This is a genomic window from Halorussus vallis, assembly GCF_024138165.1.
In the GTDB taxonomy this organism is placed as follows: Archaea; Halobacteriota; Halobacteria; order Halobacteriales; family Haladaptataceae; genus Halorussus; species Halorussus vallis.
In genome coordinates, this window is the sequence record NZ_CP100000.1 from 583,615 (window position 1) to 596,892 (window position 13,278).

The window sequence follows — 13,278 nt, forward strand, 5'->3', positions numbered from 1 at the left end:
ATGACCGACGCGAGCGCCGAGACACTGGAAGAACGGGTGTTAGGGGCGGTCGAACAGCGACGCGAACTCGTCAACGACGCCATCGAAGACGACCTCCCGGTGGTCGAACCCGAACGGCTCTACGAGGCCGCGCGCTACATCCTCGACGCCGGCGGGAAGCGACTCCGCCCGACCGTGCTGTTGCTCGTCGCCGAGGCGCTCGCGGAGGAGGAGTTCGACTCGGCCGACTATCGCGAATTTCCCGACCTCTCGGGAAACGCCGTCGACGTGATGGCCGCCGCGGTCAGCATCGAGGTCATCCAGTCGTTCACGCTCATCCACGACGACATCATGGACGACGACGACCTGCGCCGCGGGGTCCCGGCGGTCCACCGGGCCTACGACACCGAGACGGCCATCCTGGCGGGTGACACCCTCTACTCGAAGGCGTTCGAGATCATGGTCGAAACCGAGGCCCCCGCCGACCGCGTGGTCGAGGCGATGGACGTGCTGGCGACGACCTGCACCAACATCTGCGAGGGTCAGGCGCTCGACGTCGCCTTCGAGGAGCGCGAGGGCGTGCTCCCCGACGAGTACCTCGAGATGATAGAGCACAAGACTGCGGTGCTGTACGGCGCGTCGGCGACCATCCCGGCCATCCTGTTGGGCGCCGACGACGAAACCGTCGAACAGCTCTACCAGTACGGCATCGATGTGGGTCGCGCCTTCCAGATTCAGGACGACGTGCTCGACCTGACGGTGCCCAGCGAGCAACTCGGCAAGCAGCGCGGCAGCGACCTCGTCGAGAACAAACAGACCATCATCACGCTCCACGCCCGCGAACAGGGCGTGGACGTCGATTCGCTGGTCGAAACCGACGACGTCGACGCCGTCACCGAGGCCGAAATCGAGGAGGCCCTGGAGGCGCTCGAAGCGGCCGGGAGCATCGACTACGCCAAGGAGAAGGCCCAGGAACTGGTCACGCGCGGCAAGGACCGCCTGACAGTGCTGCCGGACAACCAGGCCCGGGACCTCCTCGAAGGCATCGCCGACTACCTCGTCGAGCGCGGCCACTGAACGACTGCCGGCCGAATCTTCGCCGCGGCGTTCCTTGATGAAGCGGCGTTTTCTCGCGATCGGCGACGCTTCGCGTCGCGAGGCGTCGTCGGTCGATTTACGAAAAGAAAGAGCGTCAGCGGGGCTATACGTCGGACAGTTCCTTGTAGTGGGTGTGTTCGAGGTACTCCTCTAGCGTCGGCTGTCGCCAGTAGCGGACGGTACCGCTCCGTTCGTCGTAGTCGACGATGTCGGCCGCGGCGATCCGCGGAAGGTGGGTTTCGCGGAGCGAGTCCGCGACGTCGGCGTGGAAGGCCTCGGTCAGTTTCGCATCGTCGGCCTGGGCCTCCATCATCGCCACCTTGTCCGCCAGCGTCTCGACGTCGGCGAGACCGTCTTCGGCGCTCGTGAGCGCGTACAGCGCGTAGCGCCGTCGCTTCTCGGAGAGGAGGTCGAACAGCACGTCGAACGAGGGGGTAGTCACGGCTCTACCGCATTGGAGGGCGTGTCGCCCCTCGCTCGAACCCTTTCGGACCGGATCGTCGCTCATTGTTGCCGGTGACCTCCATCGTCTTTTTTCGCTACCAGGGTCAACAAACCTATACCTTAATAGCTAGGTACCCTCGGTAGAGAGTGTCATGCTACCAATAACAAGCGTCTCAGCGGTCGCGTCGACGGCACTTTCGTTCGTTGTTCCCAGGCGGGCATAAAGGGTCGGCGCCCGGCGCGGCCGGTTCGGACCGCGGTGACAGACTCGTGACCGTCACCGCGCTCGGACGACCCGCGTCGCGGGTCGTCCGAGTGCGGAGCTCACCGGTCGAACAGCGTGCCGAGGAGTTTGCGCTGGGCGGCCCGCAGGTGCTGGTGGAGCGTCGGCGAACTGATGTCGAGCGAGTCGGCGATCTCCTCGGCCGTGCTCCCGCGCGGGTAGCCGTAGTAGCCGGCGTAGTACGCCGCCCGGAGCGCGGTCTGTTGCTTCTCGGTCAACTCCTCGGTCATCGACCGGTCGTAGTCCTGCGCGGTTCGGTCGAGGCTCTCGACCACGCGCTTGCCGACCAGTTCCGCGGTGGGGTACGCCGCCCGGAAGTTCTCCACGATGGCCCGGACGTCGGCGTCGGGCGGCGCTTTCGCGACGATTCGGGTCACGCCCTCGTCGACGACCGCGGTTTCGACGATGGTACCGAGGTCGACCAGCCGGTTGACCCCGGAGTCGGCGAACACCACTTCGATGAGTCCCGAATCGCCGTCGCTCTCGACCACGCGGTGTTCCTCGATGTCGGGGTCGTCGCCGACGAGGCTCACCATCGCCTCCGGCGGAGCCCCTTCGATGGAGATGTAGTGGAGCAGTCGGTCCTCCGAAACCGGGACGGTGCCGTCGAGTTCGAGCCGACACTCCAGTTCCTCACTCACCGTCCTGGTGAGCGTCTCGGCTCCCTCGTCGCGAAACTCCAGCTCTATCGACGTGTCGGAGAACAGCAGTTGGCGGTTCTTCACCGCGTTGATGGCGAACGCGACGATCTCCCCGAGCGTCTCCAGCGCGACGCGCTCGCGGCCGTCGAAGGCGTCGGGGCGCATCCCGCTGACGCCGAGCACGCCGTAGTTCGTCTGGCCGTACGTGAGCGGGACCACCACCGCCGAAACCATCCCCACGTCGACCAGTAGCTCGCGCTCGTGTTCGGAGAGGAACGAACACGTCCGCACGTCGGAGATGACCAGCGACTCGTTCGTGCGGATGACGCGGTCGATGGACTCGTTCGCGCCGTCCTTGTCGGTGGTCACGTCGACGATGTGCTCGAAGCGCTCGCGCTCGACGCCGGCGACGGCGTCGACGCGGAGTCCCTCCTCGTCGGACCACGGCGTGCCGGCCCACGCGAAGTTGTAGAACTCGGAGTTGGCCAGCCCCTCACAGACCGTCCGCTCTATCTCCTCGCGGGTGGCTGACTCGACGAGCGACTGGAGGATGTCGTTGACGAGTCCGTTGACGCGGTTGAGCGTCTCCAGTTGCTCGTGGCTCGCCGCGAGTTCGCGCTCGTTCTCGCGGCGCTCGGTCACGTCGCGGGCGACCCAGACCACGGCACCGCGGCCGTCTATCGGTTCGCTCAGCGGCGCGGTCCGACTCTCGAACCACCGCGAACCGGACTCCGTCTCCAGTTGATACTCCATCGTCTCGACGCGGCCGGTCGCGAGCGTCCGCCGGAGGAGGGCGAGGAACTCGTCGGCCTGGTCGTCGTCGAACGCGTCGTGGAGGGTCCGGCCGACCAACTGCTCCTGTCCGACCGTCTCGAGGTCGTCGGTTCCGGGACCCGACAGCACCTCCAGGTAGCGGCCGGTTTCGTCGATGATGAACGCCGGGTCCGGGAACGCGTTGGTCAGTTCGCGCATCTGCTCGCCGGGCAGTCCCGCCTCGGTTTCGACGCTGGCGGTCGCGGCGACCCGGGAGACTCGCCGGCGGAACTCCTCGTCGTCGGCCCCCTTGGTGAGGTAGTCGTCGACGCCGCGCCTGACGGCCTCGCTCGCGACCTCCTCGTTCCCCTCGCTCGTGTAGACGACGAACGGGAGGTTCGGGTGGTCCTCCCGCACCGATTCCAGCAGCGCGATGCCGTCGGAGTCGGCGAGCGCGTACTCGCTGACGACGCAGTCGACCGACCGGTCGACCGCGTCGAGGTACTCGCGCGCGGCCGCCGCGGTTCGAACCGTCTCGACCGCGAAGCCGTGGTGGTTGGCCAGCGCCGACGGCGGGGAGTCGTCGACGTAGAGGACCCGAACCGAGGTGGTGTCGGCGGTGTGGCTGTGCACGTTCTCGGACGAGTTATTCGCACGAACGCACGTAATTCTCTCGGTCGTCTCGTCGGACGAACCGGGCACCCCGCCGAGCGAATCCGGTTTAGTTTTCCCGAGGAGCGCCGAACGACCCGGTAATGGACGACCAACTGCGCGAGCGAATCGAGACGGAGGCCGAGATTCACGCCCTCGTGAACGCGGTCAAACACGAGAGCGACGCCGACGTGGGCGCGGTGATGGGGCCGCTGATGGGCGAGAACCCCAACTTCCGCCAGCACGGCGACGAGATCCCGGGCATCATCGGGCCGGTCGTCGCGCGGGTCAACGACCTCGACGTCGAGGAGCGCCGCGAGCGACTGATCGAACTCGACCCCGAGTGGGTCGAGGAACTCGAGAGCGAGGACGAGGAGGACGACACGGTGCTGCCCGACCTGCCGAACGCCGAGGAGTACGACGAGATTCGGATGCGCTGTGCGCCCAACCCCAACGGGCCGTGGCACATGGGCCACGCCCGAATGCCCGCGGTCATCGGCACCTACGCCGAGGAGTACGACGGCGAGTTCATCGTCCGGTTCGACGACACCGACCCCGAGACGAAGCGACCCCTGCTGTGGGCCTACGACGAGATTCTGGAGGAGGTCGAGTACCTCGGCTTCGAACCCGCCGAGGTGCTCCGGGCCAGCGACCGCCTCGATGTCTACTACGACCACGCCCGGGACCTCGTCGAGAAGGGAGGAGCCTACACCTGCTCGTGTTCCGGCGAGGCGTTCTCCGAACTGAAGAACTCCGGGGAGGCCTGCCCGCACCGCGACAAGGACCCCGAAACCACGATGGCGGAGTTCGAGGCCATGATCGACGGCGAGTACGAGTCGGGCGAGATGGTGCTCCGGGTCAAGACCGACATCGAGCACAAGAACCCCGCCCTGCGCGACTGGGTGGGCTTTCGCATCATCGACACGCCCCATCCCCGCGAGGAGGCCGAGGACTACCGGTGCTGGCCGATGCTCGACTTCCAGTCGGGCGTCGACGACCACCTCACCGGCGTCACCCACATCATCCGCGGCATCGACCTCCAGGACTCGGCGAAGCGCCAGCAGTTCGTCTACGACTACTTCGGCTGGGAGTACCCCGAGGTCATCCACTGGGGCCACGTCCAGGTCGACGAGTACGACGTGAAGATGTCGACCTCGACCATCCGCGAACTCATCGAGGCGGGCGACCTCGACGGCTGGGACGACCCGCGAGCGCCCACCCTGCCGAGCGTCCAGCGCCGGGGCATCCGCGGGGAGGCCATCGTCGACGCGATGGTCGAACTCGGCACCTCGACCAGCAACGTCGACCTGGCGATGAGTTCGGTCTACTCGAACAACCGCGAACTGATCGACGACGAGGCCAACCGGTACTTCCTCGTGCGCGAACCTCACGAGGACTTCACCGTCACCGGCGACGCCCCCGAGTCCGGTCACCCGCCGCTCCACCCCGAACACGAGGACCGCGGCACCCGCGACATCGACGCGGGCAACCGCGTCCGCCTCGAAGACGACGACGTCCCACCGGAGGGCGAGCGTGTCTGGCTCAAGGGATACGGCTGTTTCCGCAGAGAGGACGACGAACTCGAATACGTCGGCGACGACATCGCCGCGGTCCGCGAGGAGGGCGTCGACGTGGTCCAGTGGGTGCCCGCCGACACCGCCGTCCTCACCCGGATGCGGACGGTCGGCGGCGACGTGATGGGCTACGCCGAACCCGGCTTCGCCGACCTCGACCCGGACACGATGGTCCAGTTCGAGCGCGTCGGCTTCGCGCGGGTGGACCGTCACGAGGACGACGAGAGCGTGGCCTACTTCGCCCACGAGTAATTTCGGTTCCGGGTTCGGAAAGCGAAAAATACTCGTCGCCGACGCGAGGAGTCGGCGACGATGTCCGCGCGAATCGCCCGGCCGGGTCCCCTCGTCCTCGCTCTCCTCGCCGCGCTCGCCGTCCTCGCCGGCTGTTCCGCGTTCGCGCCCCCGGACGACGCCGACGCGTCGGCGTCGTCCGGAAGTCCGGTCCTGCGGGACGTTCGCGTCGACAACTACGATAACGCCTCCCACACCGTCAGCGTCCTGGTCGTGCGAAACGACAGCGTGGTCTTCTGGACCACCCGACGAATCGGGAGCAAGCGCCAGAACGCCTCGGTCGGGACGGTGGTCGACGGGGCGACGGTCGACCCGCCGGAAATCGCCAAGTCCACCGAGCGGTTCACCGTATTCGTCCAACTCGACGACCGAACGAGCGGCGTCAGGTACTCGACGAGGGGGAAATCGCTCTCGTCGTGCTACAGCGTCCGGTTCGCGATTCGGGACGGGCGACTCTCGCCGGGAATCGGCCACTGGAACGACGCCGGCGAGCACTGCGCCGACTCGGCGTGACCACGGTCGGAGCGACCCCGTCCTGACGCCGCTACTCCTGCCCGCTCAGGAACGCCTCTACCTCGGGAACCATCTCGGGACCCCGCTCTTCCTGGACGAAGTGTCCTGCCTCGGGGAACTCGACCGTCTCCGCGTCCGGGAACAGCGCCTGCCACCGTCCGAGCGCCTCCCGCCCGAACAGCGGGCGCTTCATCCCCCAGCAGAGCAGGGCCGGTTTGCCCGCGACCCGACGCCGGCGGTCCCAGAGGTCGGCGAGCCACGACGTCGAACCCACGAGTTCCCTGGGGAACACCCACGCCCCGGTCCTGTCGTCGGGGTCCCGGAGCGGTTCGCGGTAGTGGCGGTGTATCTCGGGCGTCAGCCGCGACCGGTCGCCGAAGCCCAGCGGCATCACCCGGTCGACGATGAGATTGTAGCGCCGGTCGAGGTGCCGCGCGGGCCGACTGCCCGCCAGGCCGCTGAACAACCGGACGTGCATCGCGTCGTCGAGCGGCCACATCGCGGTGTTCATCACGACGAACGACCGGACGTTCTCGGGGTGCTTCGTGGCGTAGTCCATCCCCGTCGGGCCGCCCCAGTCCTGGGCGAACAGCGTCAGGTCCTCGAGGCCGAGTTCCTCGACGAACCGTTCGACCACCCTCGCGTGGTCGGCCGGTCGGTACGACCAGAGCCGAGGTTTGTCCGAGAGGCCGAACCCCAGGAAGTCGGGTGCGATACACCGGTAGTCGTCCGAGAGGCCGCGTATCAGGTGTCGGTAGACGAACGACCACGTCGGATTGCCGTGGAGCATGAGCAGCGGACGACCCTCTCCCTCGTCGACGTAGTGGACGCGCCCGGGTTCGAGGTCGACGTACCTGGACTCGAACGGGTACTTCTCGCGGTCTATCCAGTCGGGCGCGCCACCCGGCCCGTCCCGCGTTTGCGACGCTCTCTCGCTCGTCTGGTTGTCGTTCAACTGTATTCCCCCACTCCCCCCGGGTTCGAGACGGACGCGAATAAAGACTCGCGTGGTCGCCGACCGCCCCGCGCTCGGTCCGTCTCACCGCCGTCAGGGCCACTCGGCGTCGGCGTCCTCCAGCGGATCGGCCACCACGCCGTCCCGCCGGGCGAGCGTCCGGGCGTGGGCGGGGCACACATCGCGATTGTCGGCCCACGGGACGTGGAGTCTGACGGCGGCGACGGCCGAACAGCCCTCCTCGGCGCACTCCATGGCCGACCGTACGGGACGACCCGACAAATACTGTCGGCCGCAGTCCAAGGTCGGTCGAGTTTTGTCGGGTCCGTTCAGGTCCAATCCGAGGCTCCGAAACATGGGTAAGAAGTCGAACGAAGTCCGGAATTCTCGGATTCGTTCGAGTCACTTAAACAGCAGACATAATCAGGCCCGCAACTGACGGCGTCGGAACGTCTACGTCCCGTATGGGCGAGGACGGCGACTTCCTCGACGACGACTCGACGTTCACGTACGATGTCGGCGACGGGGAACCGGTAGACGTCGGAGTCGTCCGGGCCGTCGCCAGTATCCGCGACTGCAAACCCACAGAACTCCCGCCGTTACACGACAGCGTCGACCCCGACGCGCTCGACGCGCTGTTTCCTTCTTGGCGGAGCAACCGGTCCACCGCCGAGAGCTACGTCACCTTCGACTACTGCGGGTACAGGGTCACCGCCACGACCGCGGGTCGAATCTACGTCGAGGAGTGACGCCACGCCGAGCGACTCGGCGCCCTTTCCCCGGGCGATTTCGACCCCCTAACTGAAACCCCTGACCGATAAGCCCGAGCGACGAGGGAGGTGGATGAACAATCGTCCACAAATGAGGGACCCGGAAATCGCGCTCTCCGAGAGGGTAGACCGGAGGTACGACGTTTCGGACGAGGAGCCGTTGAGTTGCGCCATCGCCACCGCCGTGGGAAACGCGAGCGACCAGGACCCGACCGACCTCGAACCGCTCGGCGACTACGTGAACGTGAACGCCCTGAACCAACTCTTCGACGGCGCTGCGGAGTCGAACCGCCGAACCGGCGGTCACGTCGCGTTTCGATACGGCGACCGGGAGGTCCTCGTCACCGACGACGGCGTGGTGCTGGTCGCGGGTTCGGAGTAGTTCGAGAGGACAATCGGAGGAAACTCACTCGTAGCGGCGCTTCTCGGCCGCGGCCGCTTCGTCGCCGTAGCGGTCAACCAGCGGCTTCAGCGCGTCGCCGAGCGCCCGCATGCACTGGCCCGGCGAGTGGAATCCGAGTTCGTCAGCCACCTCCCGCCACTCGCGGGCCTGCAACACCTTCCGGACGAGCAAACGCTCCTCGCGGGCCGAGAGCGCGTCCCTCGGGTCCGTCGCGGCCGCCGAGTCCGACGCCGCGGCGTCGGACTCGGCAACTGGCGTCTCTTCGGATTCGCTGGCCGGCGTTTCCTCGGATTCGGCCGACCCGACCGGGTCCACGAAGTGCTTCAGCACGACCCGCCGGAAGGGCCGGGGCGTGGCGTCGAACAGCCCCGGGCCGTAGGCGCTGGCGGCGACCGCCCGCCAGTCCCACGCCGAGAGGTCGAGGGCGACCGGCGCGTCCACCGTCCGGAGGAGCGCCCGGACCACGTCGGGGTTGGCGTCGTCGAGCGGGTCGGTGAGCATCGAAACGACCCGGGAGGCGAACCACTCGGCGTGGCGCTCGCGCAGGTCCCGGCCCGCCTCGCTCAGGGGGTCGAGCATGAGCGCGGAGTACTCGCCGCTGGCTTCGTTGCGCGTGGTCGATAGCTGGACCGACCGGTAGCCGTTCCGGTGCCAGAACCGCAGGAGGTCGGGCGTCGCTCCGAACCCGGTGCCGAGCCAGTCGAGGTCGTCTTCGAACTCCGCGCGGATCTCGGCGAGCAGTCGCGAGCCGAGTCCCCGCGAGCGCACTGCGTGGTGGACCGCGATGCGCATCACCCGCAGGCCGGCGGGGACGCCGGCCGCCTCGTCGCGGAGCTGGGAGACGAGCACGTCCGGGAGCATGTTGCCCCGGATGCGGCCGCCGTCGTAGGTTTCCCGGCGGAGTTCCTCGGAGAGGTTCCCCTCGTGGGCCAACAGCGCGACGGCGACGACGTGTCCGCCGCTGTCGGGTGAGTCGCCGTCGCCACCGTCGTCGACCAGCGCCCGGACTTCGAGGTTCGGCGCGTCGAGCAGGCGCGCGAGGTCGTCGGGTTCGGTCCGGTAGTGGGCGAGCACGAGCAGGCCGAACGCCTCCCGGAGGCGGGTTTCGTCGGCCAGCAACGCCTCGGGGGAGAGCGCCCGGTACGTCGCGGTTTCGGGGTCGGCGTCGCGAATCGCGGCCTCGACGGGGGGACGGGCGTCGAGGAGCAGGGCCCGGAAGGCCCACACCTCGACGGGGTCGCCCGCGGCGTAGCGTATGGGTTCGTCGAGACGAGTTTCGGTCACCTCGTGGCCGCTCTCGGCGAGGCGGTCGCGGAACCGCACCGAGAACCCGCGGCCCGCGCCTTCGTAGCCGTGGACCGTGGTCGCGAACGCGACGCGGTCGGCCGCGAGGAACCGTTCGAGCAGGCCGACCGAGAGCGCCGCGGCCTCGTCGACCAGGACTACGTCGGGGGCGTCCGGCGAGGAAGCGTCCCCCACGCCCGTGCTCGCATTCGCACTCGCGGCGACCGACCCGTCGACCGCCTCGGCGGCCGCGGTCGGCTTGGCGTAGCGGATTCGGCCGCCGCGGGCGGCCGAATCCGCGTCGTTGCGTCGAGGTCCGGAAACCCGAATCTCGCGCGGCGGGTCGCGGTCGGTTTCGAACTCCCGCCCCAGCGATTCGAGGAGCGCGGCCGCCCGGACGAACACCTCGCGGGCGCTCCGGTACTCGGGCGCGGTCACCAGCACGTCGGCGCCCTCCGCCGTGAGCGCGCCAGCGGCGATGCCGGCGGCCGAGGACTTCCCCCGCCCGCGGTCGGCCTCGGCGACCACGGCGCGTTTTTCGTCTGTCCCGCGCTCGTCGCTCGCCCGGAGCGCTTCGAGCGCCCGCACGACCGACATCTGGTCGGCGGTGAGACAGGCGTCGTAGGCGGCGTCGGGGAACCCGTGGTCGGCGGGCGATTCCGGCGGTTCGGTCGCCAGTCGCGGCGCGGGGTGGGTCAGTCCGTCGCGCTCGATTCGGGCGGTGAACTCGTCGGTATCGCCCGAGGGACGTACCTCGGCGATAGCGACGCCGGGATGTTCGCGAAGCGTCTCGACGAACCGCGCCCGGAAGCGCCCGGTCACGTCGTCGAGGTCGGCGGGCGGCACCGCCAGCGTCCGGTCGAAGGCGGTCCGTCGCTCGGGGAACTCCGCAAGCGACGGGACCAGGAGGACGAACAGGCCGCCGCCGTCGACCGCGCCGACGACCCGGCCGACCGCGTTGGGCCGGAAGTCGGCGTGGGCGTCGAGCACCACGCACTCGCGGGTCGTCCCGAGGAGTTCGGCGGCGTGCTTCGGACCGACCCGCTCGCAGCCGAGCCGTCCCGTCCCGACGAGCGTGGTAGCCTCGCGGTCGATTTCGGCGGCGTCGAGCGCCGCGTCGGCCGCCCCGTAGCAGGCGTCGCGCTCGCCGGCGAGGACCAGCAGGCGCCGCTCGTTCGCGGCCCGGGCCTCCTCGCGGAGGGCCGACGCGACCCGCGCGAGCGAACGTGTCGTCATGGCCGAGGGTTGTTCCGAGGCGGGTATGGGTGTTGCGACTCCTGCGTGACTTCTCCGATGCAACCGGTTCGCATCGTTACCCAAATACGGTCGACACCTGTCAGAACGTCTGCTTGCGAACAGCGACAATCGCTCCAAGACTCGTCGTCCGAATCTACCGCGTATCCACGATAGCCGTGACCGCCACTCGCACGACGCAACTGAGTACCGCACCGCAACCGCGAACCACACGCCTCCCCAGCCGATTCGCTCACTCCCTGCGGTCACTCGCTCATCCCTCGCGGTGGTTGCGGTGTGGTACTCATATGGAGAATGCGAGTAGCGCTCGCGGGCCGTTCGTACGGAAACGGCTTTCTCGCCCGACCCCCACCGGACGGTATGCCCGGACCGGTCTACCTCTCCGGCGAGCGCGTCGAACTCCGAGTCACCGAGCGCGAGGACGTCGAATTCATCCAGCGCGCCCGGAACGACCCCGAGGTTCGAACCGCACTGACCCGCGTGACGCCGGAGACGCGCGAGCAGACCGAAGAGTCCTACGAGACGTACATCGCTCCGGACAACGGAGACGCCAGTTTCATCGTGTGTCTGAAAGACGGCTCGGAGCCGATCGGAGGGACGAGCATCTTCCGAACCGAACACGACCACGGCGAACTCGGCTACTGGCTCCTCCCGGAGGCGCAGGGCAACGGGTACGCCACCGAGGCGGCGACGCTGGTACTCGACTACGCCTTCGAGACGCGCGGACTTCACCGCGTCTACGCGCGCATCGTCGACTTCAACGAGGCGTCGCGGGCGCTGGCGGAGCGACTCGGATTCCGCGAGGAGGGTCGCTTGCGCGAACACGTCTTCCTGAACGGGGCGTACCGTGACACGGTGCTGTACGGACTGCTCCGCGTGGAGTGGGACGGAGCGGGAACGTAGAACGGGCCGAGACGCCTTGCGTTCTATTCGCACGCCGTACGGCCATTTGAAAGCGTTTTTAAGGGGGGAAGAACAACCAGATGGTACGACCTGCGCGCGGTTGATGATGCTCCTAGCCGCACAGGATACGCCCGGCAGGGGAGCCTGAGCCGACGTGCAGGGAGGTGAACAACCTATGCCAGTATACGTAAACTTCGACGTCCCAGCCGACCTCCAGGACCGCGCCGTCGAGGCGCTCGAGGTCGCCCGAGACACAGGTAGCGTAAAGAAAGGAACCAACGAGACGACCAAGGCGGTCGAGCGCGGCAACGCCGACCTCATCTACATCGCCGAGGACGTCCAGCCCGAGGAGATCGTCATGCACCTCCCCGAGCTGGCCGACGAGAAGGGCATCCCCTTCATCTTCGTCGAAACCCAGGACGACGTCGGGCACGCCGCCGGCCTCGAAGTCGGCAGCGCCGCCGCGGCGGTCGTCGACGCCGGCGAGGCCGAAGACGACATCGAAGACATCGCCCAGAAGGTCGAGGACCTTCGGTGAGCTGAACCATGAGCGCAGAAGAGACCGAAGAAGAGGGCTCCACGCCCGCCGAAGTGATCGAGATCGTCGGCAAGACGGGGATGCACGGCGAGGCCATGCAGGTCAAGTGCCGCATCCGCGAGGGCGAGAACCAGGGCCGGATCATCACCCGGAACTGCCTCGGCCCGGTCCGCGAGGGCGACGTACTCCAGCTCCGCGAGACCGCCCGCGAAGCCGACTCCATCGGAGGACAGTAACCAATGCCCCAGACGAGAGAGTGTGACTACTGCGGCGCCGACATCGAGCCCGGCACGGGCACGATGTTCGTCCGCACGGACGGCACCACGATTCACTACTGTTCGGCAAAGTGCGAGAAGAACGCCGACCTCGGCCGCGAACCCCGCGACCTCGAGTGGACCGAGGAAGGCGGTGCGAACGAAGGCGAGGCCCAGCAGTGAGCGACGAAGAGCGCACCTTCGTGATGGTCAAGCCCGACGGCGTCCAGCGCGGCCTCATCGGCGAGATCGTCTCGCGATTCGAGGACCGCGGCCTGAAGCTCGTCGCCGGGAAGTTCATGCAGATCGACCAGGAACTCGCCCACGAACACTACGGCGAGCACGAGGGCAAGCCGTTCTTCGAGGGCCTCGTGGACTTCATCACGTCGGGTCCCGTCTTCGCGATGGTCTGGGAGGGCCAGGACGCGACCCGTCAGGTCCGCACCATGATGGGCGAGACCGACCCCGCCGAGTCGGCGCCCGGTACCATCCGCGGCGACTTCGGACTCGACCTGGGCCGGAACGTCATCCACGGTTCGGACCACGAGGACGAGGGCGCCAACGAGCGCGAGATCGACCTGTTCTTCGACGAGGACGAACTGGTCGACTACGAGCGCGTCGACGAGACGTGGCTCTACGAGTGAACTAGTCGGTTTTCGATTTCGTTTTTCGCGGACTCGGTTCGGACAG

Annotated in this window: 15 protein-coding genes; 10 read left to right on the forward strand and 5 right to left on the reverse strand. The window is 67.9% G+C overall.

Annotated features, from left to right (window positions below; all coding sequences use genetic code 11):
* Complete coding sequence (gene idsA3, locus NGM07_RS03130; protein WP_253516880.1) at nucleotides 1–1,056, forward strand: geranylfarnesyl diphosphate synthase; 1,056 nt, start codon at nucleotides 1–3, stop codon at nucleotides 1,054–1,056.
* A gap of 124 nt (nucleotides 1,057–1,180) precedes the next feature.
* Here idsA3 and NGM07_RS03135 read toward each other — a convergent pair whose 3' ends face one another.
* Together NGM07_RS03135 and NGM07_RS03140 are read right to left on the reverse strand one after the other, a co-directional pair.
* Nucleotides 1,181–1,585: a DUF7344 domain-containing protein gene (locus tag NGM07_RS03135; RefSeq protein ID WP_253516883.1), complete on the reverse strand. Its 405-nt coding sequence runs from the start codon at nucleotides 1,583–1,585 to the stop codon at nucleotides 1,181–1,183.
* Nucleotides 1,586–1,845: 260 nt separating this feature from the next.
* Nucleotides 1,846–3,831 (reverse strand): bacterio-opsin activator domain-containing protein, encoded by a 1,986-nt coding sequence (locus tag NGM07_RS03140; protein WP_253516886.1) that lies wholly within the window; start codon nucleotides 3,829–3,831, stop codon nucleotides 1,846–1,848.
* A 122-nt stretch (nucleotides 3,832–3,953) separates the two neighbouring features.
* Between NGM07_RS03140 and NGM07_RS03145 the strand changes: the two genes are divergently transcribed.
* Both NGM07_RS03145 and NGM07_RS03150 read left to right on the forward strand, forming a co-directional pair.
* Complete coding sequence (locus NGM07_RS03145) at nucleotides 3,954–5,675, forward strand: glutamate--tRNA ligase (protein ID WP_253516889.1); 1,722 nt, start codon at nucleotides 3,954–3,956, stop codon at nucleotides 5,673–5,675.
* Between the two features lie 60 nt (nucleotides 5,676–5,735).
* Complete coding sequence (locus NGM07_RS03150; protein WP_253516892.1) at nucleotides 5,736–6,227, forward strand: hypothetical protein; 492 nt, start codon at nucleotides 5,736–5,738, stop codon at nucleotides 6,225–6,227.
* Between the two features lie 31 nt (nucleotides 6,228–6,258).
* On the opposite strand, the gene NGM07_RS03155 is transcribed toward NGM07_RS03150, so the two are convergent.
* The gene (locus NGM07_RS03155; RefSeq protein WP_253516895.1) at nucleotides 6,259–7,182 is read right to left on the reverse strand and encodes an alpha/beta fold hydrolase; all 924 of its coding nucleotides are present in this window, start codon (nucleotides 7,180–7,182) and stop codon (nucleotides 6,259–6,261) included.
* Nucleotides 7,183–7,275: 93 nt separating this feature from the next.
* Nucleotides 7,276–7,437 (reverse strand): DUF8014 family protein, encoded by a 162-nt coding sequence (locus NGM07_RS03160; protein WP_253516898.1) that lies wholly within the window; start codon nucleotides 7,435–7,437, stop codon nucleotides 7,276–7,278.
* A 209-nt stretch (nucleotides 7,438–7,646) separates the two neighbouring features.
* Here NGM07_RS03160 and ddfA point away from each other — a divergent pair, with 209 nt between their 5' ends.
* Together ddfA and NGM07_RS03170 are read left to right on the forward strand one after the other, a co-directional pair.
* Nucleotides 7,647–7,931 carry a DdfA family disk-determining factor gene (ddfA, locus tag NGM07_RS03165; protein WP_253516900.1) on the forward strand — a complete coding sequence of 95 codons (285 nt, stop codon included), beginning with the start codon at nucleotides 7,647–7,649 and terminating at the stop codon, nucleotides 7,929–7,931.
* 112 nt (nucleotides 7,932–8,043) lie between these two features.
* Nucleotides 8,044–8,334, forward strand: coding sequence for a HalOD1 output domain-containing protein (locus tag NGM07_RS03170; protein ID WP_253516903.1), 291 nt, complete (start codon nucleotides 8,044–8,046; stop codon nucleotides 8,332–8,334).
* A 24-nt stretch (nucleotides 8,335–8,358) separates the two neighbouring features.
* Here the strand turns inward: NGM07_RS03170 and tmcA are convergent, their stop codons facing one another.
* Complete coding sequence (gene tmcA, locus NGM07_RS03175) at nucleotides 8,359–10,875, reverse strand: tRNA(Met) cytidine acetyltransferase TmcA (RefSeq protein ID WP_253516934.1); 2,517 nt, start codon at nucleotides 10,873–10,875, stop codon at nucleotides 8,359–8,361.
* 378 nt (nucleotides 10,876–11,253) lie between these two features.
* Here tmcA and NGM07_RS03180 point away from each other — a divergent pair, with 378 nt between their 5' ends.
* The 5 genes from NGM07_RS03180 to ndk all read left to right on the forward strand — a co-directional run bounded on the left by NGM07_RS03180 (nucleotide 11,254) and on the right by ndk (nucleotide 13,232).
* A complete protein-coding gene (locus NGM07_RS03180; protein WP_253516944.1) occupies nucleotides 11,254–11,796 on the forward strand; it encodes a GNAT family N-acetyltransferase in 543 nt (180 codons plus the stop codon).
* A gap of 175 nt (nucleotides 11,797–11,971) precedes the next feature.
* A complete protein-coding gene (gene rpl7ae / locus NGM07_RS03185; RefSeq protein ID WP_253516955.1) occupies nucleotides 11,972–12,334 on the forward strand; it encodes a 50S ribosomal protein L7Ae in 363 nt (120 codons plus the stop codon).
* An 8-nt stretch (nucleotides 12,335–12,342) separates the two neighbouring features.
* Nucleotides 12,343–12,570 carry a 30S ribosomal protein S28e gene (locus tag NGM07_RS03190; RefSeq protein ID WP_115796086.1) on the forward strand — a complete coding sequence of 76 codons (228 nt, stop codon included), beginning with the start codon at nucleotides 12,343–12,345 and terminating at the stop codon, nucleotides 12,568–12,570.
* 3 nt (nucleotides 12,571–12,573) lie between these two features.
* Nucleotides 12,574–12,771: a 50S ribosomal protein L24e gene (locus NGM07_RS03195; protein ID WP_253516957.1), complete on the forward strand. Its 198-nt coding sequence runs from the start codon at nucleotides 12,574–12,576 to the stop codon at nucleotides 12,769–12,771.
* Nucleotides 12,768–13,232: a nucleoside-diphosphate kinase gene (ndk, locus tag NGM07_RS03200; protein WP_253516960.1), complete on the forward strand. Its 465-nt coding sequence runs from the start codon at nucleotides 12,768–12,770 to the stop codon at nucleotides 13,230–13,232. Before NGM07_RS03195 ends, ndk begins: the two co-directional genes overlap by 4 nt.
* The last annotated feature ends 46 nt before the right edge of the window (nucleotides 13,233–13,278 follow it).